The sequence below is a fragment of the Phenylobacterium koreense genome, assembly GCF_040545335.1.
GTDB classification, from domain to species: domain Bacteria; phylum Pseudomonadota; class Alphaproteobacteria; order Caulobacterales; family Caulobacteraceae; genus Phenylobacterium; species Phenylobacterium koreense.
The window spans coordinates 823299-849050 of sequence record NZ_JBEPLU010000002.1 but is presented as its reverse complement, the minus strand read 5'-3'; the positions used below and the strand labels follow the sequence as shown (position 1 = coordinate 849050).

The window sequence follows — 25752 nt, the reverse complement described above, 5'->3', positions numbered from 1 at the left end:
CCTCCCGGCCCCGAATGGGCGAGGGCCATGGGGATTTGTGCATGTGGCGCGCCGTGGCGCACAAATCACCCCTCGGTTGCGGTTTTCGGCTAAGCTGAGCTCATGAACGACAGCCTCGACCATCTCCCTGAGGGCAAGCGCCAGGAACTGGCGCGGGTGCTCGAGATCCTGTTCCGGGAGTTCGAGGACGCCACTCGGAGCAGGTCGTCTGCGCGCAAGCAGGGTCGCATCCTGAAGGTGCTGCTGTTTGGCAGCTACGCCAGGGGCGACTGGGTGGACGATCCGGTCGGCGGATATAAGTCCGACTACGATCTCCTGGTGGTGGTCAACGCCGATGAGCTGACCGACACCGCCGAGTACTGGATGGAGGCCGACCAGCACCTGCTGCAGGCCTATGAGATCGCCCACCAGCTGACCGCCCCGGCGCACTTCATCGTCCACTCGCTTTCGGACGTGAACCATCAGCTCGCCCGCGGCCGGCCGTTCTTCACCCAGATCGTGCGCGAAGGCGTGGCGCTCTACGAAGCCCCCGATCATCCCTTCGCCAAGCCGGCCAGGCTCTCGCCGCAAGAGGCCTATGCAGAAGCCAAGGCCAATTTCGACACCTGGTTTCCGAGCTCTGGTGAGTTCCTTCAATATGGAATGGATGGCGCGGCGAGGCATCAATACAATTCTGCCGCCTTCCTCCTCCACCAAGCGGCTGAGCGTCTCTACCACTGCGTCCTGCTGACCATGACGCTGCACTCGACCAAGTCGCACAATCTGAACTTCCTGCGTTCTCAGGCTGAGCGGGTGGAGCCGGGGCTGATCCCGGTCTGGCCGCGCAGCAGCCGGTTCGAGAAGCGCTGCTGGGAGCTTCTGCGACGGGCCTATGTCGAGGCCCGCTTCTCCTCGCACTATGTCATCACCGTCGAGGAACTGGCTTGGCTGATCGACCGCGTGAGCGACCTCCAGCAGCGGGTTCAAATGCGCTGCGAGGCCTATCTGGCGACGATCAGGCCTAAAGACTGACGTTACCGTCACATTGTCGGCTCTCACCGGTGCTGCCCCTTGGTTGGTCGGAGTGGGGGGCTCTAAGCGGTCTATCGCGGTGTCCGCTTCAAGGCATCAAACCCTGAGCGGGCGCCGACGACCGGGTTGGGCTCGTTGCGGTCGATCGCCATGTCCGCTTCCGGGCATGGAGCGGGGTGCAGGACACATAAACCGCCTGGGGCTCAAACGAGAAGTTCGGAAGGTCCGCTAGTTGGCGCCCTGCCTAGCATCGACGGCCACGGCGAAGTCCTGAGTGGAAGCGGAGCTTGGCAAGGTTGATGTCGGCGCCGCCCTCACGTCCTTGCCCGGCGACGGGCAGATGTGCGCCGAACCGGGTGCTGTCAGGCGTAACGTGCGCGGAACTCAGTGGCGCGAGCAGCGCGTGTGACGACCCAGGCCCGATAGTCTGCAAGGAGACCCAGCGGATCGGGAGCCCCCTCCGCGGAGAGCCGATCAATTTCCGCAAGGGCCTGGCCGAGCGTGAAGGCCCCGGCGCGATCCTCGATGAGCCGTTCAGCTAGATCGATGTCTCCCGCAAGCCGGTCTTGGTCGTTGAGCCAAGACCGGTGGTCGCTGTGGATCAGGCGGCGGCCAAAGACCTTTAGCCGCGGATCGGCCAAGCCCGCGACAATTTCAAGTCGCTCTTGCCGCCCGGCGTCGTGGAAAGCGATCAGCCGTTCCTTGTCGTCGTCGCCGGGGAAGCCGTCCGCGTAGAGTCGATTCTCCGGATGTGGCGACGGCTCATGCTCGGACCATGAAGCGGTGTAGAGGGCGATCAATCGATCCCGGAGGTTCGGCGCCGTGGACCACCGCCGGGCGCGGTCCTCGGCGAGGTCCGGCTCCGTGCCGTCAAGAAGGGCCTCCGGCGCGTCCCAGATGGCGGTCAGGGTCGGCGCGCCATTGATGGCCAAGCGGCGGATCGGACCGCCTTTGCGCGCGACTTCGGCCCGGATCTCGTCGTCGCTCATGCCGGCCCAGCGGTCGGGGTCGATCGCCAGGTCGATGCAGAGCCGACCGTTTGGGTTGCCAGGTGTCTGGCCCAACAGCGCGACCGGGCGGTGGTAGGCTTGGTTGCCGAAGAACTCGGTGAGCACGAAGCCGTCTTCGGCCTCGATGAACTGTCGGACTGCGGCCTTGGTGGAGAAACGAACGAAACGCTGCCAGACATCGTCGGCGCGATCCCGGATCAACCGGCACAGGTCGAGGGTCAGGTTCGCGTCGGACATGGCGTCGTGGGCCTTCGCCTGCTGAAGGCCGTTCGCGGCCGCGATCTCGCCGAGCCTAAACACGGGCCGACCCGTAGGAGCGAGCGGGGAGGTGATGCAATGCGGCGGCAGGGCCCAAGCGCTCAGGGTCAGGCCCAGGGCGTCGGCGCGCCCGTTCCCTGGGCTGCTCGTGAGATAGGGCTCGTGCAGGCACTGGAAGAAGGCGTGCCGCAGCATGTGCTCGTCGAACCCGATCGAGTTGTAGCCGACGAAAATCGCTGGCGACCACGCTGCAAGCTGACGCTGCAGCCGGCAGACCATCTCATAGTGTGATGGCAATCCGGGGGCGCAGAGCTGGGCGATCGGCAGGCCGTTGGTGAGCAGCGCCATGGGGTGCGGCACCACGTGGGGCTGGAGCCGGCATCGCATCTCGAAACGGCCCGTGGGGTTGAGGTCGCCGTCAGTGCGGATTGCCGCGACATGGACGATCTGGTCCCAGCCTGGCCGTAGGCCCGTCGTCTCGGTGTCGAAGAAGACGAAGCCCGCCATTCCCGCGACGTCCTACTCGCGCGCGCCCAGGCGGAATCGCAGTGCCGACGTGCTAACTCGAAACTTCCGGGCCAGCGCCTCCAGCCGCGCGTCATCGTCGAGGTCCAGGCCGGCGGCGTCCACCAGTTCATTCAGAAAGACACGGGGCATCAAAAGCTCGGCGGCGAAGGCGTTCGCCTGGATCTCCAGGCGGTCGGTCCCCTGGGCGGCCACACCATCCCGCAGCAGCACACGGAAGGCCTTGTCCACATGGACCTCGTCGCGCAGGTGGTCGGGATGGAGCTCATGGTGGCAGAGCTCGTGGGCGATCGTGAATCGCTGGCGATTGGGGTGGTGGAGGGCGTTCACGCCGATGATCCGCACGCCGTCGCGGATGAACGCCATGCCGGAGAGGTCGTCGGCGAGCGGCGCATACTGCAGGACGATGCCGCGGGCCTTGACGATCCGCTCCACCGGCACCGGCGCTGCCTTGACCGGGAACTCCTCGATGATCTTTCGCGCCGCTGCGCGCGCCGTGTCCCCTACGGTGGCGATCGCCGTCACGACCGGCCCTGCGCAACGGCGTTGGCGATCAGGTCGCTGATCTGAGCCTTGGCCTTCGGACTGAGGGTGTCGGAAAGAACGAGGGATTGATCCTCAAGCGAAGATCGTCCGTCCAGCGGCAGCAGGTCGCCCACCTGGGAGAGGCCGAGCGCCGTGGCGATGTCGCAGGCGTGGTGGAGCAGGACGTTCTGCCGGCCACGTTCGATGTTCGCGATGGAGGCCCGCGACATCCCCACACGTGACGCGAGTTGGGCCTGCGTCATCTTCAGCTGGTCGCGCCGGAGAGCCATGGCCTCTCCAAAGTCGAGGTAGCGGGGGTCGGTCACCATCGAACGGATGTTTGAGGCGTGCCGCAGGGCGTGTCAACGACGCAAACAAAATGTGAGTATAATAAACATTGTAATGTGACGATTGACGACAGCTTGGCCTTCCGTCATATCGGAGACAGGCCAAGCGGGAATCAACTCGGGCGGCACCAAGGAACCCTATGGATGCCCAAGCCCGATCATCCCGAACATCCGCCCCATCCTGAACATCCTGACGTGCCCAAGGGCCCTCCGAGCCACACGCCCGGCCGCCCTGACGGTCCGCCGACTCCGCACGAGCCGCCGCCGCACCGTCCCGTTGGCTGACCGATGGCAGACGGCGCGCAGCTCCAGAACGACAGCTGGTGGTTAGCCTGGCCCGGCCTCTTAGCCGCCGAGCTGGACGCGTTCGCCGCCCGTGGGGCGCAGGCCACCATCGCCCACCAGTCGATGGGGGTGCTGGTCCTCGACGTGGTTTGGCCGCGCGGCGACGAACTGATCCGCCTTCGCGTCGGCTATTCACCGCTGCATCCGTTCTTCCGGCCCACGGTAGTCGCGCCGGACTTGCGCTTCCCGCGTCACCAACACCCAATCGACCAGGGACTTTGCTTGATCACGCAAGGGTCCGGCGAATGGCGCTCCCGCCAACGGGTCGCGGACTTCCTGTACGAGCAGCTCGACAAGGTCTTCGCAGCCAACGCGGCCCGGCAGGACGGCCGACTCGAGGCGGCGGCCGAGCTTGAGGAGCAGGCGCCTGACCCGGTGTCCACCTACTACGACTACTGCGCGGGGGAGGATTGCGCGATCTTCTTCGACGGCGACCAGCTCTTGCCCAAGGGCACGGTTGGGTTCGCCCACTTCGAGGTCGCGGTCCGCCCTATAGCCGTGCACGCGATCGAAGGCGTCCTGCGCAGAGTGGAGCCCGCCGCCGGGCGCTGGCTGGCTAAGCCGTTCCCGATGGCCCTGTCGGGAAGGCCCGCCCAGAAGGTGCCGGGACGCTGGGTGCGTATGGTGCCGCCAGCCACCACGGACGTCGGTGCCATCCTCGCGGCCGCGGAAGCCGCCATCGAGAACGCCACGGCCATGCAGCCGGCGGTCCGCGCCAAGATGCGGGCGATCGGCCAAGCCGAACACAGCATTACGGGCCTCGTCTTCGAAGAAGAGTTAGCTTACGGCCCCGGGCGATCTGGGAACGGATGGCTCTTCGTCACGAGCGCCACCGACAAGAAGACAGGGCGCCGCGAAAACAATCTGATCCGCGGATACCGGGTCACGGGCGATCTGCAGGTTCGCGTGCCCGTGGCGGCTGCGCTGGCGAGCAAGCACGTCCTTCTCATCGGGGCGGGCGCCATCGGCGGCTTCGCCGCGGTTGAACTCGCCCGGGCCGGCGTTAAGCGCCTGACCATCTTGGAGCCGGACGTCGTCGAGCCGGGCAACAGCGTCCGCTGGCCGCTCGGCCGGACTGCTTGGGGTGTGCGTAAAGGGCTGGCGCTCAAGGACTTCATCGAGCGCAACTACCCCGGTGTCGTCGTCGCCGTAGGCCCTTTTCGAGTTGGCGCTGCCACGACGGCGGCTGCGGACGTCGCCGAATCCGTCAATCCGCTCAGCGTACTGCGGGACGCCATTCGCGAGGCTGACCTAGTGGTGGACGCCTCCGCGTCGACCGAATGCCAGGAGGCCATCGCGCACTATTGCCGGGCGCTGCGAAAGCCGTTCGCGATGGGCTACGCTACCGAAGGCGCGGCCGGCGGCGTCGTCGCGCGCTTCCCGGCCGGCTGCGAGGCCTGCTACGTCTGCCTTCAGGCCCATTGGGCCGACCCCAATTTCCCGCGGCCGGCCGTCGACCCGGGGGGAACCGTCACGCCGATCGGCTGCAACCAGCCCACCTTCACCGGCGCTGCTTTCGATCTCCAGGAGGTGTCGATGGAGCTCGTCCGGAGCGCCGTCGGTCTGCTGGCGCCGGACGCCTACGATCCGGGCGACTGGCAGGTCGCGATCATGACCCTGACCAAGGACGGAAAGCGACGGCTGCCGCAATGGACAGCCGCGTCGTTGTCGCCTCGCTGCGAAGGTTGCGGCGGCGCGTGACCGTCTGGATCGCGGACCACGTTCGCGCCAAGATCGTGGAGGAGGGGCGGGCGCTCTTTCCCCTGGAAACCGGGGGAGTTCTCCTGGGGTGGCGCGACGGCGCTGACTCCATCGTCGCCGATCTGATCGGGGCCGGCCCGAAGGCGCTGCACGGGCGGCATCTGTTCCTACCCGACCACGCTTGGCAGCTGCATGAGCTGCGAGCCGCATTTGCGGACTCGAGAGGCGACCTCGACTACCTCGGCGACTGGCACACTCACCCTGCCGGCATCGCCGAGATGAGCAAGCAGGACCATAAGACCCTGGGATACCTGACCCGCCGGGTACGGGGCGCGTTGATGGTGATCGCCGCGGGCGCAGCGGACGACTGGACGCTCGGCGCCTGGTCACAGCGCCGCGCCGGACTGTTCGGCAGGCTGCAAACGGACGAACGAGATCTGCGCAGCTTCGCCGCCCCGAGCAACTGGCCGCGCTTCCCAGCGATCGCCGACTGAGCCTCTAGTTGCGAAACGAGTGCGTCTCGACGCCGGAGCTTTTTGGTCGCGGCGCGGAGCTGGCCTTCACCCGGCGCGATTTAGGGGGTGGGTTGGAAGCGGCAGTTTCGGCGACACCTTCCAAGGTCCGCTCTCCGGCCCGATGTCAAGGTCGCCACCTGGCGCAGCCCTGACGTCGGACCGAGGCGCTGGCTGGCACGCTCATTCAGTTGGAGCGCGCATTCGGAACCTTGAGTTTGTCGCCTCTAGTTGGAATCGTCACCCGGAATGCGTTCGGATGAGCCATGACAGCAAAGCTTGAACTGGTCCTTCAACGGCTGGCTGAATGCGGGGCCAGACCGTCCTATGATGGAATGGCGCGCAACCTCCTCCACGCCTACGCGGCCTGCCTCGCGCCCGCGGAGATCTGCGCGGCGGCGCTCCGCACGCTCGACGCCGAGACCTATGTTCGCCGTGCGGTTCGTGGCCGGCTGGTGCGCCTGGGCGAGGAGAAGGCAGCGCTATCCGAACTCGATGCGTTAGCACGCCAGCTGCTCGTGATCAGTCCTCGGGACGCTCGCCAACGCGAGCGCATCGATACCCTGCTTTCTCATCTCTACCGCTACTTCGGCGCGGCGACGCGCCAAGCCACGCTGGAGCGGTGGCGCGACCGCGGCACGGCGGGATCCCTCAGCCGGTGGGTCAAGGCGATCGGTGATGACGAAGAACTGTTCGATACGGATCAGGCGCTCGCCGTCTGGCGATCCAGCGGCTTGCATCGCGCATCCTGGCTGATCGCGAAGCAAGGCGACCCCGAACGCCTGGCGGACGTGTTGCCGGAGTTGGTTGAAGGGGGCGCGAAAGGCTGGGTGGTCAGTCGCGCTCTGTTGCGCGCGGCGACCGTATCTGAAGTCGTTTGGTTGGCGGTGCGTAGCCGCTTTCCGGCGACCTATGCCTACGCCTGCGCGAAGACGGGGCGCGACCTTACTGAGGCCGAGGCCCTGTCGCTGGTCCAGGCGTGCGACGAAGGAGTCCTCGGCGATCGTGGTCTCGCGATCTGGGCCGTTGGCCAACTCGGCATGATCGGGGTGTTAGAACGGCTCGCGGCGGCGGGGATCGGCATTCTCCCAACTTCGGAGGCTGACGAGTCCTCCGCAACCGCGCCGGTCGAGGAAGACGCCTAGTCTGTGGCGCCGCGTAGGTTCGACCGCGCCATCAGGGTAAAGCCGGGCACGGTGCCCGTGAGCCGCTCGGGCGTCAGGGCAGCATGCACAGGCCCGAGATTAATCTGCCGGCACCCGCAGGACCGCGACGATGCGGTAGCCGGGCGTAGGTCCGCTTTCCGGCAACGAATGAACGTCTCCTCCTGGGCTGGAAGCCAATGTCCGGAAATGGCGCCAGACGGTCATCAACCGCTCAACGGGCAGCGGCGCCAGAGCGGGCACGTGAGACGTCTCTAACGGATGGGCAGCGACCGGATGGCCATCGACCTTAGCGCCCGGCGCGCGCTAGGCGCGCTAACCAGGAACGAGCGCCCAGCCCTTCAGTTGAAGTGTCGCCTCTGTCACCATCGCGGCCGCGTCAATGGTGACGCTTGACGAAACCATGTCGGGCGTAATTCCGGCGCGGCTCAAGACGACGCTGCAGACATGGACATCGACCCCAGCGGCGCGCAGAGCGGCGAGCAGCGGGGTGGTCGGGTTCGGGCGACCGTACTTCGCCTGGTAGGCCGCATCGGTGAGGATGGCCTTTGTGGCCGCACCATGAACGACCGCGACGAGATTTCGCGCCTCCAACGGGACCCGCGCCGCGCTGAGATAGTTTGCAAATCGCGCGACGCGTTCAAGGCCCGGGTTCGGCGCCGCCGCATCGTCGCCACCTCGCGTGACATCAAACACGACGCGGTAGTCGAGCTTGGGGTCAGGATTGGCCATTTCTGGCGTGAGGGTGACTTGTCCAAAGCCAGGGACGGCGGCGGGCGGTTGCCTCACGGACTCTGCAAAGGCCGCATTGGCGACGATGAGCGAGAGCGCGATCGCGCCGAGGGTGACCCGCATGAAGATGGCCTCTCTTTGAAACTTAGGTTGTCTGTGATTTCGCCGGCTGGCGGGCGGCCAAGCCCAGCGCAGCAACCGCGAGGACCAGGTGGGCAAAAGAGACCCAGAGCACTACCTGCCAGCCGTGCGCGGTCAGTAGGCTTCCGGAGGCGAAGGAGCCCACCGCCATTGTGCCGAAGACGATGAAGTCGTTGAGCGCCTGCACCCGGGTCTTCTCCTCAGGGCGATGGCTCTCAAGGACCATGGCCGAAGCCCCCACGAAGCCGAAGTTCCATCCAAGCCCGAGCAAGATCAGGGTCAGCCAGAAGTGCGCGATGTCGACGCCTGCGAGACCGATCGCGGCGGAGATGCCGGTGAGCGCCAGGCCGACGGCGACCACGCGGCCAGCGCCAAACCTTGTGATCAGCCGACCGGTGAAGAAGCTGGGCGCATACATTGCGATGACGTGCCATTGCAGGCCAAGGTTCGAGGCTTCCTGCGAGTGTCCGCACATGCGCATCGCCAGGGGCGCCGCCGTCATCAGGAAGTTCATCAGCATGTAGGAAACCGCGCCGCATATGACCGCGACGATGAACTCCCGCTGCCGCGCGATGACGAATAGGGAACGCCCCCCGGTGAGCTCTTCAGGGGTCGGCGGCGGCAAGCGGACGCCGGCGATTACAACAGCTGAAAGAACAGCGACGGCAGCTTGAGCGAGGAACGTCGCCGCAAACATATGCGGCGGCCACAGGTTCATCGTGTAGGTGACCAACTGAGGCCCGACGACGCCGGCTGCGACGCCGCCGGCCATCACGATCGAAAGGGCCCGCGGCCGCCATTGGGGTTCGACGCAGTCGGCGGCGGCGAAGCGAAAGGAGAGGACCACGGCTGCATAGGCGCCGCCGAAAAAGGTCGCCAAGCAGAAGATCCAAAACGACCCCATCACCACGGCTATCGCGGCGAGCAGGCCGGTCAACACGCCGCCCGATGTCCCGGCCAGGAACGCGGCGCGCCGGCCATGGCGCCGAGCGATGGCGCCGCTCGGCAGGATACAGGCCGCCATGCCCACGACGAAGATGGAGATCGGCAAAGTCGCCAGCGCTTTGTCAGGCGCGAGCATGGCTCCGATGATTGCGCCGGTGGCGTAGATCACTGTCGAATTCGCCCCGGCAAGGGCTTGGGCGATCGCGAGACGGGCGATATTTCCGCGTTGCTCGCGCCGATCGGACAGGCCTTGTGCGCTCTGCCCGAGTGCGGTCGTCGCGTCGTGGGGCACGCGTCTACTCGACCGGCAGGCTGGCGAGCCACATGGCGTCGCGAGGCGAAGGGCGACGGTGCAGACGGCGGTCGAGCAGCGCGCGCGCCTTTTCGGCTTGGCCATCACGCATGAACGCCACGAGGAGAGTGTCCTCGATGATCTCGCGCTGGGCGCCGCTGCCGCCAATGCGCACGACTTCGTGGGCCTGGGGTTCGAGAACTCTGATGCAGGTCGCGTAGTCGGCCTCCGCGAATGCCTGAGCGGCGCGCGCGATCGTCGGCACGACTTTTCCAGCGCTGAGGGCGTCCTTTGCGATCAGGTCCTCAAGCGCCTCGACCCGCTTGGTCAGACCCTCGCGGTCGCCGGTCGCCGCCTCGATCATCGCCATGTGGGGATCGACGAAGTTGTGGCCTGCGCGCGGGAACGCGCGATGCGCGTAGTCGGAGATTTCTCGCCAGGATTGAGCAGGGACTTCGTGGCCGTAGGCCTGCATTCGCCAGAGGAAGGAGGCGGTGTCGCTCACCACGTTGATCGGCATGCCCTTCGAGACGGACGGATGCACTGATCCCTTATAGGTCGCCAGTGCGCTCGAGGTGTCGCCGCGTTCCAGGGCCACCAGCGCGCCGTGCCAGGCAATGTGCCCGTGCAGAATCCCGCTGCGATCATAGTCGGGCAGCCAGTCCGCAATCAGCGCCCCGGCGTCATCACCTGCACCGCCCTCGTACATGGCGTGGGCCAGGGCGTGGACCCCGTTGGCGCTTTCCCTGCGGATCTCCAGCGAACGCTCGAGCATGGCGCGGCCGCGCGCGACTTCGCCGTTTTCGGCCAGCGACCATCCCCGGTTGGTCAGGAACCACCAGTCGTCATCGGTGAAGCTGGAGGCGTGGTGCTCGCAGAGATCAACGCGCGCCTGATCATGGTGCGCCATGCCAGAGAAGGCGAACAAACCAAAGGCCCCCAGCGGCAAGGAAAGGATCAATGTGTCATGCGGCCAGAGATCAGCATGGGCCAACGCTGCGTCTAGCGCCTTGGCCGACTGCCCACTGAGGGCGAGGCTCAGGACGTTGACGTGACTGCGCTCACGTTCGGTGCCACGCCGGGCAACGAGTCCCTCAGCGGCCGCGATCTCAGTGCGCGCGTCAGCGATCTGGGCTCGGACCGCGAGATGTCGGGCTCTTGCCGCTCGTGCGAGCGCGAAGTCGGGATCGGCCAGCAGCGCCGCGTCGAGGGCTTCTTCGGCTCCGGTCCACATCGCCAGCATGTGATCGACGCCGCGCCGATAGTTCGACGCCGCCTCGTCTGAATTGGTCGAGAGGGCCAAGTCGTAGCTGTCGGTCATCGCCATTCGGGCTTTCTCCGTCACGCGTCGCACCGGGGCCCACCCTGGCGCTGCAGGCGCCAACTCCTATATCCCTGCTTTCGCTGTCCGCCTCTCGACTAGGCGACATCACTTGTAGATCAGCAGACAGTCGGAGGCGGAGATGACCTGGAGTGAGATTTCCGCTCCACCCGATCTGGGATCGCCAACCCCGTTGACCGTGCGTGTTCAGTCGCTCGCGCCACGAACCTACTTCCCTGAACACTCGCATCACTGGGGACAGGTCGCCTACGCGATCTCGGGGGTGCTTTCAGTGAACATCCCCGGCCGGTCCTTTGTCATTTCGCCGCGACAAGCAGTCTGGCTGCCAGCGGGAGTCAGCCATCGTGTCGGCTCGCTGATGGGCGCAGAATTTCGCAGCCTCTGGATCTCCACATCCGTGACCGGCGACCTCCCGGTCGATCCCGCGGTCTTCAGTGTCGGCCCGTTGCTCCGAGCGCTGATTGCCGAAGCTGCGGCGCTGCAGGAGACCGATGACGATCCAGATTATCGAGACCGGGTGACCGGCCTCGTTCTCGATCAGTTACGCCGCGCGCGGGCGCTTCCAGCGGCGCTACCATGGCCGCGCACGACCATGCTGGCCCAGGTATGCGAAGCCATCTACGCAGATCCCACTGACTCTCGCTCTGCGGAGGAATGGAGCGCGCAACTCGGCATCTCGGCTCGCACGCTTACCCGTCGGTTCGAGGCCGATCTAGGAATGAGCCTGCGGACATGGCGCCGGCGCATGCGCCTCTTCAAGTCCATCGAGCTGTTGGGTGGAGACATGGATATCACTCAGATCGCGCTTGAGCTGGGCTACGCTTCTTCGTCGGCATTCACCTACGCCTTCAGAACCGCCATTGGTGTGAGCCCAACGCTGTACATCCGCGGCGAAGCCTCGGCGCCTTAGGCCTCGGCGCCTTAGGGAGGCGGAAGTTGCGCTCCCCGGTTCATCTCAATGCCTTACGGGCCTTCGAAGCCGCTGCCCGCCACGGCAGTTTCTCGCTAGCGGCGGGCGAACTCGGGGTGACACCGGCCGCCGTTGGTCAGCTCGTCCGAACGCTTGAAGAGTGGCTCGGCGCGCCCTTGTTCCATCGCGGCAGCACTGGCCGCGCGCGACTTGTTTCTCACCGAGGCGGCCCAACAGGCGCTGCCCGATATCAGCGCCGGTTTTGATCGCTTGAGTCTTGGACGGACCCGGCTGCAAGAGGCAGGGTCGAACGGGGTTCTGACAGTCACGGTATCCGGCCAAGCTCTGAACGCCCGTTCCGTGGCTATTTCGCCAAAGCGGTCAGAGCACTTCGTTTGCGGTTTCGAGGCGCGGCAGACGGGTCTTGATAGCGCTGGCCACCGAAGCGTGGATCGCTTGCGGAAAGTCGGCTGGCATCTTCGCGAGCGCCTTGTCAGCAGCCGAAGGCGCCGCCTCGAGAACCTCGTCCAACACGCGCCGGATGGGTGTTGGGCCCAAGCCTGCGGCCTTGGCCGTTTCGACAAAGTGACGTCCGTGGATGTCGAGGATCTTGTAGTGAGGGTTCGCCCCGGCGGACATCGCCAGGGTGAAGTGCTTGTGCGGGATGTGCTTGGCGTCGAACGCCGGCTGGGCGGTCAAGACATCGTAGAAGGGAGTGAGTTCGAAACGGCCGCCCGGCCGCAGGAACAGACTGAAGTTTTTTGCATGCCCGTCGGTGGCGCCGATAAGCCAGAAGATGATTTGGCTCTTGAAGACCTTGGCCTGGTCCGAAAGCGGATCATCGCTTTCCTGTAGCCTGGTGATGAGGCTTACGGCGCTTGGCCCGTGGTCCTTCTGGTATTTCCGGCTGGAGGGTATCGACAGCGCTTGGCAGAAGTCCTCCTGTGGCAGGCGGAGTAGTCGGTCGCCGCGGGGCGCGCGATCAAACCGTTCAACCACCAGCACCTTCCGATTCCCGAAGGTCGCGATTTCGGTCCGCGCCACAGGCAAGCCGAAGCTTTCCATCAGGGCGAGACAGAAATGCTCGTTCTCGACACTGTCGCTAAGGTCGATCACGCCTGAGGAGGTCGGAATTTCGCCGAGCTGGGGCTTGAGGATGTGGGTGGTCGGCGTCGTTCCGATCGGTCGCATCCACTGGCCATCATGTCGAAGCAGCGCGGTCTTTTCCTGCGCGCCGGCAACGGAGATCCGAAACTCGGTCTCGGGGTCAATCCCCAAGGGCGCCCGCGCCAGATTGGCCAGTAGCCGCTCGATCTCCTCATCGTTGATCGGCTCGCCCTGGATGGGCTGCCTGACGTCGGCCTCCTCGCCGTCAGGCAGGAATTGCATTGCGCCGACGCAGTCTCGTCCGATCTGTTCAAGGAGGCTGTAGGCGTCCGCGCCTTCAGCGCCAGTGCGTTCTGCGACCTGCCGTCTCACGGAGATGTTGTCGGGGAGCAGGTTGTCGAACACCGCCACCACAGCTTCGCCGCGCCAGGGAGACTCCTGGAGCGGCAAGGACAGGGAGATCGGGAAAGCCGATCTCCAGTCGAGCCAACTCCCATCGTACTGAAAGCTAATTGCGCCCCCAGGCTGCTTTTCCAAACGGCCGCAAAGTCGATTGTTGATCAGGACATTGAGAGGAGCGTGAGCGCGGCGGCGAGGCATCAGAAGATATCCTCGATGTCAGCCGCCGAGCTTTGGCTGCGGGGCTCTACAACGAGTTCAAGGCGAAGGGCGGCCAGAACGTCAAAAAGCGTGTCGAGCTTGACCCCGCCTTGGCCGGTTTCGATCTTCGAGATCATTTCCTGACGCTGACCTGCCAAGTGAGCAAGCTGGGTCTGGGTGTACCCCTGCTCCTGGCGGAACCGATGAATGAGCCGTCCGACTTGTCTGGAGGATCGAGCGATTGCAGGTGACACGGCAGCCTCCTCTATGCCAAAAATCGCATATTACGGCATTATGCGATTTTCAGCATAATCGCCCTGTATGTCGGAATCAACATAAAAAGCGATTATGTGGTTCTCAGCATAAAGCGGCGGATGTCTACGTGTCCGAAGTCTAGCTGCGGCTTTCGGACGGAGCAGGACGGGTGGTTGGCCGCTGGCCTGAGCAACCGAGCCGGCTGGAATTTGGTCGCCCAGCCGCGCCAGGTAGCGGCGACATCCGCGGCCGACCCTGACAAAGTCACCCGGATTTTCCGCCACGATGTTCGGGCGGTGGCGGCGTACGCCCTGCCAGGGAAACGGCCAGTCGCAAGGTCCGCTTCCCGCACTCAGCCTGGCGTGGATCGCAATGACTGGTCTGGGCTTCGTAGCGGTCGATCGCCATGTCCGCTTCCGGGCACTGGGACCGGCATCAGCGATTAGGACCTGGTAGGGCCCGTTGCCGACGTTGGCAAGGTCGGCTTCCAGGTTAGCTCCCCTACTACCACCTCAGGCTCAAGGGGTGTCATCGCGCTAGGACGAAGCGGGATGCGGGCGGAGCAACAAAGACCCTGTTTGTTCCCTGACAGCTTTTGACAGGCACGAGCCTCAGGATTGGAACGTCAACTCCAACCTTTGAGGTAAGTCGAATGGCTAAGCGTTATGTGAACAAGTCGGGCAAGGACAAAGACGGCGACATCACCAAACTCTGCAACGGGGCGGAAGCGTGGTCGCCGCGCAAGAAGGCCGATGCGATCTCGGACATCGAGAACAAGATTCACGAGTACTTCGTGAAGTGGACCGATGGCCAGGAGACGCCGATCAAGGTCGTCAAAGGCGCGACCGGCAAGTACCTGCGCACGCAGCGTGACGGCTCGACGAAGAACAACCTTGACGACCTGCCGGACTGCTAGCCGTGGGCGCGAAAGCGGCTGGAGGGTCTAGCTTTCCAGCCGCGACGGCGTCTGGTTAAGGCAGGGCGGGGAAGTCGTTGCGGCGATGACCTTCGACCATCTTGCGCAGGCTGTCCGGTGCGATCACCTCGACCGCATCGCCCCAGGTGTAAAGGTGCCAGCACATTTCCAGCAGGCCGCAGGCCGTGAAGCGGACGATGAGGCCCCCATCCTCGGCATCTTCGAGGATCTGCGTCGGGTGGAAGTTGAAGCGCCGGGCGTGCTCAGCGGCGTGGTCGCGGAAGCGCCAGATAACCTCGGTCAGCTGCTCCTCGTTCACAAAGGACGCGAACCCGAGCCGGGCGTGATCGCGAATATTGAATCCGTGCTCGAGCTCAAAGCTCTCCGCCAGGACCTCGGCCTGCTCGATATCCTCTACGCGGAAGTGCCGCATCGCCGACCCGGGCTTCTGCACGTCCAGCGCCACGAGGTAGCGGCGCGCGCCCAGGAGCAGGCCATGCGGAGCGAGCAGCCGCTCGCGGCTAATGTTGTCGCGATGACCTCGATAGACGACCCGCAGGCGGTAGGGCCCCTTCAACGCTTCGAAGATCGCTGAATCGACCACCGCGTTCTCGACAAGCCGGGGCCCCGGACGCACGGCGTGGCCGAGCGCCTCCATTAGGGCTTCCTCGTCGACGTCAAGACGCATCTCCTGCTCCGCAGGGATCAGAGCGCGGACCTTGGCCTCCAGACGCCGGACGAGGTCGGCCTCGGAGGCCATGTTCTCGCGCTTCAGCGCCGCGACGCCGGCCGAAAGAGCGACGAGTTCGTCGGCCGAGGCGCTGAGCAGCTGCATGTCGGGACGCTGCGGCAGAATCCATCGCATGCGACGGTCTTCGTCCGGTCGCTGCTCGGTCGCCGGAAAGGCGCTCTCAAGCGCCACTGTCATACGCTGGGCTGTCCGGTGCGCGCAGCCGAACTCCTCACAGATTTCTGCGAGGGACACGCCGCGGCGGCGCGAGGCGAGGCAGGCAAGTTGGATGAGCTGTTGGGCCTTCGCAAACGACAAACGCAACCTCCGCATGACAGCTTTTGTCACTCCCGCCATAGTATAGCTTAAAAAGCTGAGGGATGTGACATGCAACGGATCGAAGGCGTGCTGCGCCTGTCGGCGTCGGACCTGATGCGCTTCAAGGGCTGCGCGCATGCGACCGCCCTGGACCTGCGACGCCTCGAGGTTGGAGACCTGAAGCCCGACGCCGACGGCGATGAGGCCGAGTTGCTCCAGAAGCAAGGCGACGCCCATGAGGCCGCGTTTCTCGCTAAGCTTAAGGCGGAAGGTCAGAGGGTGGCCGAGATCGCCAAGGAGGGGCTTGCCCTGGAGGCGTCTGTAGCGGCGACGCGTGAGGCGCTGGCGACCGGCGCGAATGTGATCTTCCAGGGTGCCTTTCTTGGCGGCGCCTGGGGCGGTTATTCCGATTTCCTCGAGCGGGTGGAGACGCCATCGCGGCTGGGGCCATTCTCGTATGAGGTGGTCGATACGAAGCTGAAACGCTCGCCGGACCCGAAGCATGTACTGCAGCTGGCGCTCTACTCGGATCTCCTGGCCGAGACGCAGGGCGTGGCACCGGAATTTGCGCATCTGGAACTCGGCGACGGCGCGCGCGCCAGTATTCGGATGTCCGACGTTTCGGCGTATGCCCGGCATGCCCGCGGAAGGCTTGAAGCGTTTCTGGAGGCGCGCCCCGAGACGCGGCCTGTTCCGGTTTCCGCCTGCGGTCTGTGCCGGTGGCGCTCCCATTGCCAGGGCGAATGGGAAGCCGCCGACAGCTTGAACCTGGTCGCCGGGATCAGCCGCAGCCAAGTGCAGAAGCTCGAGGCGGTAGGCGTCGCGACGCTGGGCGCGCTGGCGGCGCACGACGCGCGCGTGCCGCACCTGGCGGCGGAAACCCAGTCGCGCCTTCAGGTTCAGGCGCGACTGCAAGCGGCGCGCCGTGCTGGCGGCGGGCCCAGCTTCGAGCTGAGGCCTCCGGAGCTGGGGAAGGGGCTATCACTGCTGCCGGAGCCGAACGCGGGCGACATCTTCTACGACATTGAGGGGGACCCGTATTTTCCAGGCGGCCTTGAGTATCTCCACGGCGTGTGGATCCACGACGGCGGCGCATGGCGCTTCCAGGCGTTCTGGGCGCACGACCGGCAGGCCGAGGGGGAGGCTGTGGCGGGCCTTATCGCGTTCATCGTTGATCGTCTGCGCGTCTATCCCGGCGCACATGTCTATCACTACGCCAACTACGAACTGGCCGCCCTGCGCCGCCTTACGGCGGCCCATCGGGTCGGCGAGGCGGCGATGGACCAGCTCCAGCGTGAGGGCCGGTTCGTCGATCTGTTCCGCGTCGTGTCGGGCGGGATGGTCGCGTCCGAGCCAGGCTATTCGATCAAGGACCTAGAAGTCTTCTACATGGAGAAGCGGGCTGGCGAGGTGGCGACCGCTGGCGCGAGCGTCGTTGTTTACGAGCGCTGGCGGGAGACGCGAGCGCCCGAACTGCTTGAGGAAATCCGCGCTTATAACGAGACCGATTGCCGATCTACGCAGCTGCTGCGTGACTGGCTGGTCGCCTCAGTCAGGCCGCCGAAGATGGCATGGCGAGCCCCTGCAGCCGCGCCTGGGGCCGGCGCCCTGGCCAATGTCGCCGAGGAAGACGCTGAGGAGGCTGCCCTGCGCCTCCGTCTGGCACCGCTTGCAGCGCGGCTCGGACCCGAAGTCGGCGAACTGGTCGCCGACCTGCATGGATTCCACAAGCGCGAGGACAAGCCGGCGTGGTGGTCGATCTTTGATCGGCTGTCCGGCGAGGGAGAGGACCTGATTGACGACCTCGATTGCCTCGTCGGTCTCGAGGCGCTTGGGCCGGCGGAGAAGGTCAACGCCAAGTCCTACGAGCGCATCTACAGTTATCCGGCCCAGGAGACTAAGCTTAGGGCTGGGAAGAAGCCGTGTGTCAGGCCGGCGGCCCAGCCAGCGTCGGTTGATCTTCGCGAGCTCGATCCCGTCGCCCGCACGGTCCGCCTGCGCCGCACGCTCGAGAAGGGGGCGTTGCCGGATCGGCTGGACCTCATTCCGCCGATGCCGATCCAGAACGCCGTGCTACGCAATGCGATCGCGGCGGTGGGCACGGCGTTGGTCAACGCGCCAGGCACGCTACGCGCGGTGGAAGATCTCTTGGCGCGGCGTCCCCCGAGGTTCGTCGACGGCCCGCGACCCGGAGGAATCGCGACGCCCGGTGTCGACCTGCCCTCGGAAGTCAGCCGCGCCGTCTGCGACCTCAACTCATCGGTCATCGCGATCCAGGGACCGCCCGGCACTGGGAAGACCTACGTGAGCGCGCTGGCGATCGTCGACCTCGTCCGCGAAGGGCGTCGGATCGCCGTCGCGTCGAATAGCCACAAGGCGATCGGCAATCTCCTTAAGGCGACGGTCGCCAGGGCGCGCGACGTGGGTGTGTCCGTTCGGCTAGTTCAGAAGGCGTCTGACGACGGCGACGACGAAACCGATGGCGGGATCGTACTGGTCAGCGACAACGATGCGCCGGAGATCGGCCAGGCCCAGGTTGTCGGCGCCACCGCCTGGCATTTCGCGCGATACGCCGAGCCGGCGTTCGATGTGCTGGTGGTGGATGAGGCCGGACAGGTCTCCTTGGCCAATCTGCTGGCTATGGCCCGCTGCGCGCGCAGCATCGTCCTGGTTGGCGACCCGATGCAGTTGCCGCAGCCGCTGCAAGGCGTACATCCCGGTCAGAGTGGACAGTCCTGCCTCGAATATCTGATAGGCGACCATCGTGTCGTGCCGGCCGACCGTGGAATCTTCATGCCGGTTAGCCGCCGGATGCATCCTCGAGTGTGTCGTTTCATCTCCGAGACGGTCTATCAGGGACAACTGGAGAGCGACGACGGCGCGAGCGCCCAGTCGCTGGCCAGCGGCCCGGCGGATCTGCTCGGCGCGCGCCTGCAGCCCGTGTCGCACGTGGGCCGCGCCCAGACGAGCTCCGAGGAGGTGGCGGCGATTGTCGAGGCGGTGGGACATCTAACGACGGCGAACTATCGAAATCGTGAGGGCGCATCGCGGCGTGTCGGATTGGAAGACATCCTCGTGGTCGCGCCGTACAACGCCCAGGTGAACGCATTGCGGGCGGCGCTGCCGGCCGCGGTGCGGGTGGGTACGGTCGACCGCTTTCAGGGCCAAGAAGCGCTTGTCTGCCTCGTGTCGATGACCACCTCAAGCGGCGAGGAACTGCCGCGGGACATCGCCTTCCTGTTCTCATTGAACCGCATCAATGTGGCGGTGTCGCGGGCGCAAGCCGCGGCGATCGTCTTCGCCAGTCCGGCGCTGCTCGAGACCCCGTGCCGGACGATCGAAGAGATGACCCTGGTAAACGCGCTCTGCGCTTTGGACGCCTATGGCCGCCTTGGCAGATGACCACGACCGATTCTGACACCCTCAGGGGGTAGACCTTTCCAGGCGGCCAGCGGGTCGTGGCAAATACGAAAGGATCGCCGCCATGGCGAAGAATACGGGTGATGGTTTCCGTCGCGGGTCGGTGACAGGCCGGACGCAGTTCCAGCGGGCCGATGGCCTCTATCAGAAGCGCGACGAGCGAACGGGCACCTTTATGGAGGTCAAGCAGAGCCCGGGCAAGTTCAAGGGCGTGGCGTCCGAGCCGGATGGCCGCGACACGGATAACTCCTAAGAACTCGGCGGACTCATTCGATGCGCAAGCAGATCGAAGATGAATGGGAAGGGTGGGACGGCGACACGATCGTCCGGCTTACCGATGGATCTGTGTGGCGGCAGGCGGAGTACTACTACGAATACCGTTACGCCTACCGGCCGCAGGCGATTCTGGACGGCGACGCGATGTACGTCGATGGCATGCGCCGTGCCGTCCGCGTTCGCCGCATTGACTAGGAGGCGCGGATGCAGTCGCGGATTGCTGGGACATGGACGGCGATCCTGAAGCTCCCGTAGATGCACCTCGACCGGCCCGGTCCAAGCTTCTTCGACAAGCACCATGAGGCATGCGTCGAGCGCCTCGTCGAACGCTATGAAATTGACCGTAACCTCGCTCATGGCGGGAGATTGCACAGATACCAGCGGGTCGCCAAACCTGGCTCCAGAGGCTGCACAGAGGCGCGAAGCAGCTCAGACTCCTGGCATGACGCGGTATCGGAGGTCTATGTTTCGACGCTCTCGGGATCGCGTGCAGGTTACGGCTACCTGCTACTTCTCCGACGCGATCTCGAAGGGAGCTGGACGGGGGCATCCTTGATGGGTGTTTGGCTTTCCTAAAGCCGGTCCCGCGCCAGTGCATACCTGAAAACAGACCCACGCAACGTCGCCTACGGGTCGGATCCGGTTGATCGCGACTCTCCTGCTAGCAGACCTTCAAGGGAGTCCGCTTTCAGCCCCGCGGCCTATGTCTCCAACTGGCGCCGAGCGGTCGCTTCGGCGCGGACTAGGCGTCCTGCGGCGAAGCGGACACACCGAATGGCTCTGGGGGTTGGAACGCGGACCTAGAGGGACTCCTCGAAAGCCCTAATCATAGCCCTTAGTGCATTGCCTTTTTCCGCGTGCTCCTCTGCCACGAAGTGTAGCGTGTGAATCCCGAGGGCGCTTGCTGCAGCCAAATTGGCAGCGCGGTCGTCTACGAACAGCATGCGGGAAGGCTCGAACCCACACCGTTCAACGACGCGATGAAAGTAAGCTCCCATCGGCTTTTTGAGGCCGAGATCGCAGGAGTAGAACTCGGCATCGAACTTCTCGCGGTAGGAGAGTCCGACGGACATAGCCCTTGCTCTTCGGGCCTGTTGATTAGATGCGATAGCGCAATATTGCCCAGTCGCTCGTAAATCCTCGACCACGTCAAGCACCTCGGAATGGACATCGATCTGATGCCAAAGGTGGTTGAAAGGCTCTATTCCACCTTCAATCGACCAACGCGTGAGGACAGGTTCGGCACAAGCAAGGACGTCATTCTCACCGGTCAGCGCCATGGCTTCCGCCGCAAACAATTCCAGGATGAACGTGTCTGCGTGGTGCGGCGCAACACCTAATGCGTGTGCAAGTTGATTGGCGAGATCGATCGGAGGGCGTTGAAAGACGCCATCGGCATCGAACAAGATAGCGTCAATGCCGGGCAGCCTAGCCTCCGTCCGCAATGCCTGCGCTTTGATTCTTGGGGAAACCAAGTGACAGCACGCCCGCCCTTCATAGCTCATTGGTCCGAGTTGGAGTCACCTGAGCCGCATAGATACCAGGGCAGCGAAGAGCCGATGGGTTTGGACGCTTCACTCGGCCGCCGACTTGGCCTGACACGCATTGGCATACATCACGTTCGACTTCCGCCCGGCCGGCGTACCTCGTATCCTCACGCCGAGAGCGCCGAGGAAGAGTTCGTCTTTGTCGTGCAGGGACGACCGGATGCTTGGATCGACGGGGAACTCCACCCGCTGATGCCGGGTGACAGCGTCGCATTCCCGGCGGGCACAGGTATCTGCCACACCTTCCTGAATAACACCGAGGAGGAAGTCAGACTCATAGTTGTCGGGGAAAAGCGGAAACCCGAGAACCGTGGTCGGTATCCTCTGAATCCTGAGGTCGAGCGAGACAGTCCATATGCTTGGCATGACGCGCCAGCACGGCCGCTTGGCACGCACGACGGCCGGGCGCGATCGCCGTGCTCGGGCCAGTAGCGCTATACGCGCAACTGGCCCGTCTTGATCGAGCCGATCGTCCGCTAGGGGTCGGTAATGGCCGAGAAGTAGGTGCCAAATAGCGGACCTCAGCCAGAGCCCGCTTCTCGGCCTCGCGTCAATTTCCGCTGCTGGCGCCGAACCGACATCCTGCGCCGCGTCGGGCACGGGTCCCGGAAGCGGACCCCACGAACGACTGTGCGGGGTGGAAGGCGGAGCTCGCCGGGTTTAGCTTGGCCTTATGAAGCACCTTCCAGCCGCTTTTCTGACGATCGCGCTGTTGGCGGGGTGTGCTAGCGGCCCGCCCGGCTATGGAGAGACGCGTCACGAAGCGGACCCTACCGTCTGCGGCAAGCGGAATGGCGCTGAACGGAAAGTCTAGGGCATCGCCGGCGTGACGGCGGTTTTCTTGCATCTGTTCCCCGGAACCAAGCTTGTGCGGTCGGCGCCCCGTCGATGGTCTATGCGCTGCAATAGAGGGCGTTCATCAGTTCATGCTATGGTGCTCGCATGTGGACCCATTCGACAGATCTTGCTCAGATGGCGGGGCTCCAGGGTGTTCCCACGCCTAAGCACGACTTCCGAGACAGGTCGGAACTTCGCAGCTATGCGCGCGCGGTCCTTCTGGCAAAGCGCCTATTGGATGACCCAGGCCTGATTTCGAAAGGCCAGTCGTTCCTGGAACGCTTCGTTGCGACCGACCCGCAGCAGCGCCGCATCTACGATCTCTGGAGCAACGCAATGCAGTTGCCCATCATTGTCCTCATTAGCGATCTCCTATCCGACGATGAACGCGGCGCCTATCTGCGTGAAACAGCGCCGGTATTCACCGTTATTCCTGCTGAGGAGGTTCGTGGCCTGCTCGATCGGGCCGCCTGATGAAGCGTCAAGACCTTGATCACATATTGCGGGCCGCGGGTGACCTGACCGGTCACACCGAGTTCGTGTTGGTCGGTTCGAACGCGATCTTCGCGTGGCACGACAAGGTGCCTTCGCCGATGATGCTCAGCCGCGAGGCCGATCTATATGCGGCCGACGTAAGCGACGAGGAAGCGGAGGAAATCGCCGACCGCCTTGAGGACATAGGGCAGCTCTCGAACTTTGACGACACCCATGGCTATTACGTGGACGGTGTCGGGCCCCAGACAGCGGTCCTTCCGCCGGAATGGCGGGCGCGGAGTAAGAAATATCGCTCAAACGCAACGAATGGCGTCACCGCCATCGTACCTCATCCCCAAGACATCGCTGCGTCCAAGCTCTATGCTGGGCGCGAGAAGGACCATGATTGGGTAAGCGCTGCGCTTCAGGCCGGGTTCGTCGACGCGGCATCGCTTGCCGAGGTGATCCGCAACTGGGGTGAGCTTGCTGAAGATCGGCGTCAGCACATGCTCCAAGCCATCGTGCGCCTCCGCCGGGAACGCTAACGTCCAGTCGACCATGTGGGAGGGCCGCCAAGGCTTGCTCATAGCGCCGTCAGCCTATCATGGTCGTCGCTCGCTGTCGGATGCGCGTGCGGCTTCAAGGTTGAGGAAAGGCGTTCCTGGGGCCTCAGAATCTGTCGCTAGCCTCGACCTGGTGGACAGCGCCGGCTTAACGGCGACAGCGAAGCGGACAAGCTGAATGTCCGACATGGGGCGGATTCGGTCGAAGGCGATGTTCTCGCAAGCGGATGACCACCAGAGTCCGCTTTGGGCTCAGGAGCTTTGGTCTCCCTGTGGCGCCAGACCGTCATTCACCGACCGTCAGGCCTCCGACCCGATAGCTGACCGGTTGGACATCACTTTCCGGTGGGAGGCGGAAATCCGCCGGCGGCCGCGTAGCTGACGTTGACCCGCCCCACCTCTTCTTCAAAATCAATGCTCAGCGCGGCCTCGTCGCGGATGAGCACAAAGCCGTCTGGATAAACCGCCCGCAAATCCTTCTCCGATGCCGACAGCGACCGGGGGGGCACAAGCAGCGCTGGCTCTTCGTTGACGTCGAAATCGATCACTACGACGACGGATAGGTCATCGAGAAATTCAAGAATGACGCTTCGGAAATCGGTGATCGGGCGGTACTCCGAGTGACCCCAAGTTCTTAGCTGGGTGAGCAACTCGTGCTGACGCTCGTCCGAAAGCGGTGAAGCCGAAACTCCTCGCGTAGCCCATTTGTGGACGATGCCAGGTACGAGCCCTTTGCGGCGGTTCTTCCGAAGCAAATCGGCCGTGCGCTGTTTGTCAGCTTCGTTCATGCGCGGAGCTTAGCCGCGCGATGACTGGCCGCAAGCGGCCCCTGCCATTGTCGCCTCAGGGGCGGATCCGGTCGACCTTCCCGCGAGCGGACCTCATCTAGTGTCTGCTTCTCGGCTGTGGCCCAACTTCCGTTTCTGGCGCATTCGCCACCTGACACGTGAGGTTTGCCAATGACTGCGAGGGAGCGGTCGCGCTAGGCGTCCGCCAAGTTGAGAGGCCGTGCGTTACCAGCTCGCCTACTTCCGCATCTCCGAGACTGCGATGTACGGACCGTCGGTGTAGTGACAGTACCCCATGACCATCAGCGCACCGCGCGACAGCGTCTCGCAGTCGCCTACCACCCCAACTGCCGTCGCGCTTCGACCATGGGCGGGCGCGCTCTCCAGCAACTCATCTGGCAGGTAGAGGCCGACGCGACGAGGGCCAAGCTTGTCGTCGGACTGCGGATATCTGGCACGATTGAGATCGCCTGCGTTCAGGAAAAGCGCGCGTCCCGACCAAACCCCGTCAACTTTCACGCACCTTCCGATCCACTTTTCCCCGCCCCTTGTGAGGCTCTCGAGCTTGACGCGAGAAGCCGACTGAAGGTTGCAGTCCGATGGGTTGGCGGTGACGTTCAGGACTATCTTCGGCTCTTCCATGGCTCGATCTGCGGGCTGAGCTAAGGCTTCGGCAGCGACCTGCGCAAGCCCAGCAGCAAGGATGATCCGACCAAGAAGCAAGTAGCCTTTCATGCCGACACCCTCGCGCATCTGCTCAACTTCCGCCACGGGTAGGATCTGGTAGAAGACGACGTTCCCGCTAGCGGACGTTCAAGCGAGTCCGCTTTCAGCCCCGCTGCCAATGTCACCAACTGGCACCAGGCGGTCATTCCCGTTGAACGGCGGCGCGAGCCGATGAGCGGACTCCAGGCGACGTGCTTAGCCCTCGTTGAAGCACCGGGGAAGATGGCAAATATTGACAATCTTTGCCATCATTAGGGAGTATTGAGGCTGGAGGTGCCATATGGCGACCATGAATGTTTCGCTGCCAGACGCGATGAAGGACTGGGTGGAAGGCCGCGCGGAAACGGGCCGTTACAGCAACGCCAGTGACTATGTGCGCGATCTGATCCGCAAGGATCAGGAGCGGGAAGGAAAAGTCGCGGCGCTGCGTCTACTCATTGAAGAGGGCGAGGCCAGCGGCGTTAGCGCGCTGTCCGCAGATGACATCTGGGCGAACGCGCTCAAGCGCGCCGATACGCGCAAACGTGACTTATAGATTTAGCCGGAAAGCCGCCGAGGACCTTGAGGCCATGACGGCGTATGGGATCGAGGCGTTCGGAGTCGAACAGGCTAGGCGCTACTATACCGGACTCATCGACGTGCTGGCATTCCTCGCAGAGTACCCGCACGCGGCGAGAGCGAGGCCCGAATTGGGACCAATAACGCGCGGCCCCCTTACAAAGCCTATATGATTTTTTACCGCCCCGATGGCGCGGACATTCTCGTCCAGCGCATCCGCCATGGTAGTGAAGATTGGTTGGCTGGCGGCGCCGTGGAGTAGCGCAGCGTCACAACAAGGGGCGAGCGGTATCACCTTTGAAGACCGCTTGGTGCGCGTTGCGGAAACATCTCCGTCAGTTGACCGGAATGATCCATTCGAGCGCCGGCCAAAAATCAGCACCGATCACGGCTGAGCAGACTTTCTGAAGGTCGCACATCGGGCAAGGCCTGAAGCTTCCGCAAGCGGGTCTTTCCTATGTCCCCTAAGGGCGGATCGGCGCGATCGCGATGTCCCGGGAAGCGGACCCACAGAGGAGTCTGCTTCGCGCCTCGATCCCAATGGCTCCTGCTGGCGCAATCGCGACTGCGGCCAGTGTTGGGGAGTTCCTGTCACGTGCAAACGTTGGGAGCGTTCAGGAGGGTGGTTGTCCGTCTTCAGCGCAGCGGCTAGGACCGGCTCCATGCGCTTGCAGTAGCCGCAGTTGTAATCGGCATACATGACGATGATGACGTCGGCGTCCGATGCGCCCGCCAGCGGTGTGCCAGGATTGCGCAGCAAATCCCTAAAACCTAACTCGGCAGCATTGACCGGCGTGCAGAGGAGGAGGGCGAGGAGGCCGACCGCAAGGGCGGCGGCGCGGCGGAAAAGCATGAGGTACTCCAGGACGGAGGCTCAA

The 25752-nt window shown here is 64.3% G+C and carries 27 protein-coding genes and 1 pseudogene; 15 read left to right on the top strand and 13 right to left on the bottom strand.

All coding sequences use genetic code 11. The annotated features are described in order from the left end of the window. Positions 1-102: 102 nt before the first annotated feature. Entirely contained in the window at positions 103-1011 is a 909-nt protein-coding gene (locus ABID41_RS16010; protein WP_354298065.1) for a HEPN domain-containing protein, read from the top strand. A gap of 362 nt (positions 1012-1373) precedes the next feature. On the opposite strand, the gene ABID41_RS16005 is transcribed toward ABID41_RS16010, so the two are convergent. The 3 genes from ABID41_RS16005 to ABID41_RS15995 are packed head-to-tail and all read right to left on the bottom strand — an operon-like array spanning position 1374 to position 3658. Further along, positions 1374-2786, bottom strand: a complete 1413-nt coding sequence (locus tag ABID41_RS16005; protein ID WP_354298064.1) for an exonuclease domain-containing protein — start codon at positions 2784-2786, stop codon at positions 1374-1376. Between the two features lie 12 nt (positions 2787-2798). Then, positions 2799-3329 carry an ImmA/IrrE family metallo-endopeptidase gene (locus ABID41_RS16000; RefSeq protein ID WP_354298063.1) on the bottom strand — a complete coding sequence of 177 codons (531 nt, stop codon included), beginning with the start codon at positions 3327-3329 and terminating at the stop codon, positions 2799-2801. After that, positions 3326-3658 (bottom strand): helix-turn-helix transcriptional regulator, encoded by a 333-nt coding sequence (locus tag ABID41_RS15995; RefSeq protein ID WP_354298062.1) that lies wholly within the window; start codon positions 3656-3658, stop codon positions 3326-3328. Before ABID41_RS15995 ends, ABID41_RS16000 begins: the two co-directional genes overlap by 4 nt. A 306-nt stretch (positions 3659-3964) precedes the next feature. On the opposite strand from ABID41_RS15995, the gene ABID41_RS15990 reads away from it, so the two are divergent. The 3 genes from ABID41_RS15990 to ABID41_RS15980 all read left to right on the top strand — a co-directional run bounded on the left by ABID41_RS15990 (position 3965) and on the right by ABID41_RS15980 (position 7379). Beyond that, positions 3965-5722 (top strand): ThiF family adenylyltransferase, encoded by a 1758-nt coding sequence (locus tag ABID41_RS15990; protein ID WP_354298061.1) that lies wholly within the window; start codon positions 3965-3967, stop codon positions 5720-5722. Then, entirely contained in the window at positions 5719-6216 is a 498-nt protein-coding gene (locus tag ABID41_RS15985) for a Mov34/MPN/PAD-1 family protein (RefSeq protein ID WP_354298060.1), read from the top strand. Before ABID41_RS15990 ends, ABID41_RS15985 begins: the two co-directional genes overlap by 4 nt. 284 nt (positions 6217-6500) lie before the next feature. Beyond that, complete coding sequence (locus ABID41_RS15980) at positions 6501-7379, top strand: hypothetical protein (protein WP_354298059.1); 879 nt, start codon at positions 6501-6503, stop codon at positions 7377-7379. A 333-nt stretch (positions 7380-7712) separates the two neighbouring features. Here ABID41_RS15980 and ABID41_RS15975 read toward each other — a convergent pair whose 3' ends face one another. From ABID41_RS15975 to ABID41_RS15965, 3 genes are read right to left on the bottom strand one after another with little or no spacing between them, the layout of a single operon-like run. Beyond that, positions 7713-8252, bottom strand: coding sequence for a DsrE family protein (locus ABID41_RS15975; protein ID WP_354298058.1), 540 nt, complete (start codon positions 8250-8252; stop codon positions 7713-7715). Between the two features lie 22 nt (positions 8253-8274). Then, a complete protein-coding gene (locus tag ABID41_RS15970; protein ID WP_354298057.1) occupies positions 8275-9507 on the bottom strand; it encodes an MFS transporter in 1233 nt (410 codons plus the stop codon). Positions 9508-9511: 4 nt separating this feature from the next. Beyond that, positions 9512-10834: a tetratricopeptide repeat protein gene (locus ABID41_RS15965; protein ID WP_354298056.1), complete on the bottom strand. Its 1323-nt coding sequence runs from the start codon at positions 10832-10834 to the stop codon at positions 9512-9514. A 136-nt stretch (positions 10835-10970) separates the two neighbouring features. Here ABID41_RS15965 and ABID41_RS15960 point away from each other — a divergent pair, with 136 nt between their 5' ends. Then, positions 10971-11759 (top strand): AraC family transcriptional regulator, encoded by a 789-nt coding sequence (locus ABID41_RS15960; RefSeq protein WP_354298055.1) that lies wholly within the window; start codon positions 10971-10973, stop codon positions 11757-11759. A 26-nt stretch (positions 11760-11785) separates the two neighbouring features. Continuing rightward, positions 11786-12025, top strand: a complete 240-nt coding sequence (locus ABID41_RS15955) for a LysR family transcriptional regulator (protein WP_354298054.1) — start codon at positions 11786-11788, stop codon at positions 12023-12025. A gap of 115 nt (positions 12026-12140) precedes the next feature. On the opposite strand, the gene ABID41_RS15950 is transcribed toward ABID41_RS15955, so the two are convergent. Both ABID41_RS15950 and ABID41_RS15945 read right to left on the bottom strand, forming a co-directional pair. Continuing rightward, complete coding sequence (locus tag ABID41_RS15950) at positions 12141-13466, bottom strand: type II toxin-antitoxin system HipA family toxin (protein ID WP_354298053.1); 1326 nt, start codon at positions 13464-13466, stop codon at positions 12141-12143. Beyond that, positions 13466-13720, bottom strand: coding sequence for a helix-turn-helix domain-containing protein (locus ABID41_RS15945; protein WP_354298052.1), 255 nt, complete (start codon positions 13718-13720; stop codon positions 13466-13468). Before ABID41_RS15945 ends, ABID41_RS15950 begins: the two co-directional genes overlap by 1 nt. A 653-nt stretch (positions 13721-14373) precedes the next feature. Here ABID41_RS15945 and ABID41_RS15940 point away from each other — a divergent pair. Beyond that, positions 14374-14637 (top strand): DUF3892 domain-containing protein, encoded by a 264-nt coding sequence (locus ABID41_RS15940; RefSeq protein WP_354298051.1) that lies wholly within the window; start codon positions 14374-14376, stop codon positions 14635-14637. 55 nt (positions 14638-14692) lie between these two features. Here the strand turns inward: ABID41_RS15940 and ABID41_RS15935 are convergent, their stop codons facing one another. Continuing rightward, complete coding sequence (locus ABID41_RS15935) at positions 14693-15823, bottom strand: helix-turn-helix transcriptional regulator (RefSeq protein ID WP_354298050.1); 1131 nt, start codon at positions 15821-15823, stop codon at positions 14693-14695. Between ABID41_RS15935 and ABID41_RS15930 the strand changes: the two genes are divergently transcribed. From ABID41_RS15930 to ABID41_RS15920, 3 genes are all read left to right on the top strand, one after another. After that, entirely contained in the window at positions 15755-19087 is a 3333-nt protein-coding gene (locus ABID41_RS15930; RefSeq protein WP_354298049.1) for a TM0106 family RecB-like putative nuclease, read from the top strand. The two genes, ABID41_RS15935 and ABID41_RS15930, sit on opposite strands and share 69 nt — an antisense overlap. An 82-nt stretch (positions 19088-19169) precedes the next feature. Continuing rightward, positions 19170-19358: a hypothetical protein gene (locus tag ABID41_RS15925; RefSeq protein ID WP_354298048.1), complete on the top strand. Its 189-nt coding sequence runs from the start codon at positions 19170-19172 to the stop codon at positions 19356-19358. Positions 19359-19378: 20 nt separating this feature from the next. Then, positions 19379-19576: a hypothetical protein gene (locus ABID41_RS15920; protein ID WP_354298047.1), complete on the top strand. Its 198-nt coding sequence runs from the start codon at positions 19379-19381 to the stop codon at positions 19574-19576. A gap of 605 nt (positions 19577-20181) precedes the next feature. Here ABID41_RS15920 and ABID41_RS15915 read toward each other — a convergent pair. After that, the gene (locus ABID41_RS15915; protein ID WP_354298046.1) at positions 20182-20787 is read right to left on the bottom strand and encodes an HAD family hydrolase; all 606 of its coding nucleotides are present in this window, start codon (positions 20785-20787) and stop codon (positions 20182-20184) included. Positions 20788-20940: 153 nt separating this feature from the next. On the opposite strand from ABID41_RS15915, the gene ABID41_RS15910 reads away from it, so the two are divergent. The 3 genes from ABID41_RS15910 (at position 20941) to ABID41_RS15900 (ending at position 22784) form a co-directional block, all read left to right on the top strand. Beyond that, positions 20941-21360 (top strand): cupin domain-containing protein, encoded by a 420-nt coding sequence (locus ABID41_RS15910; protein WP_354298080.1) that lies wholly within the window; start codon positions 20941-20943, stop codon positions 21358-21360. A gap of 510 nt (positions 21361-21870) precedes the next feature. Beyond that, positions 21871-22239, top strand: a complete 369-nt coding sequence (locus tag ABID41_RS15905; protein ID WP_354298045.1) for a hypothetical protein — start codon at positions 21871-21873, stop codon at positions 22237-22239. Then, positions 22239-22784, top strand: coding sequence for a DUF6036 family nucleotidyltransferase (locus ABID41_RS15900; protein ID WP_354298044.1), 546 nt, complete (start codon positions 22239-22241; stop codon positions 22782-22784). Before ABID41_RS15905 ends, ABID41_RS15900 begins: the two co-directional genes overlap by 1 nt. Before the next feature lie 353 nt (positions 22785-23137). On the opposite strand, the gene ABID41_RS15895 is transcribed toward ABID41_RS15900, so the two are convergent. After that, positions 23138-23590: a hypothetical protein gene (locus ABID41_RS15895; protein ID WP_354298043.1), complete on the bottom strand. Its 453-nt coding sequence runs from the start codon at positions 23588-23590 to the stop codon at positions 23138-23140. 237 nt (positions 23591-23827) lie between these two features. Next, positions 23828-24361, bottom strand: coding sequence for a hypothetical protein (locus tag ABID41_RS15890; RefSeq protein ID WP_354298042.1), 534 nt, complete (start codon positions 24359-24361; stop codon positions 23828-23830). 235 nt (positions 24362-24596) lie between these two features. Here ABID41_RS15890 and ABID41_RS15885 point away from each other — a divergent pair, with 235 nt between their 5' ends. Together ABID41_RS15885 and ABID41_RS15880 are read left to right on the top strand one after the other, a co-directional pair. Next, positions 24597-24851 (top strand): type II toxin-antitoxin system ParD family antitoxin, encoded by a 255-nt coding sequence (locus tag ABID41_RS15885; protein ID WP_354298041.1) that lies wholly within the window; start codon positions 24597-24599, stop codon positions 24849-24851. Beyond that, positions 24796-25136 (top strand): annotated as a pseudogene (locus tag ABID41_RS15880) (type II toxin-antitoxin system RelE/ParE family toxin). Before ABID41_RS15885 ends, ABID41_RS15880 begins: the two are co-directional and overlap by 56 nt. 123 nt (positions 25137-25259) lie before the next feature. Here the strand turns inward: ABID41_RS15880 and ABID41_RS15875 are convergent. Continuing rightward, the gene (locus ABID41_RS15875) at positions 25260-25727 is read right to left on the bottom strand and encodes a thioredoxin domain-containing protein (RefSeq protein WP_354298040.1); all 468 of its coding nucleotides are present in this window, start codon (positions 25725-25727) and stop codon (positions 25260-25262) included. Positions 25728-25752: the final 25 nt, after the last annotated feature.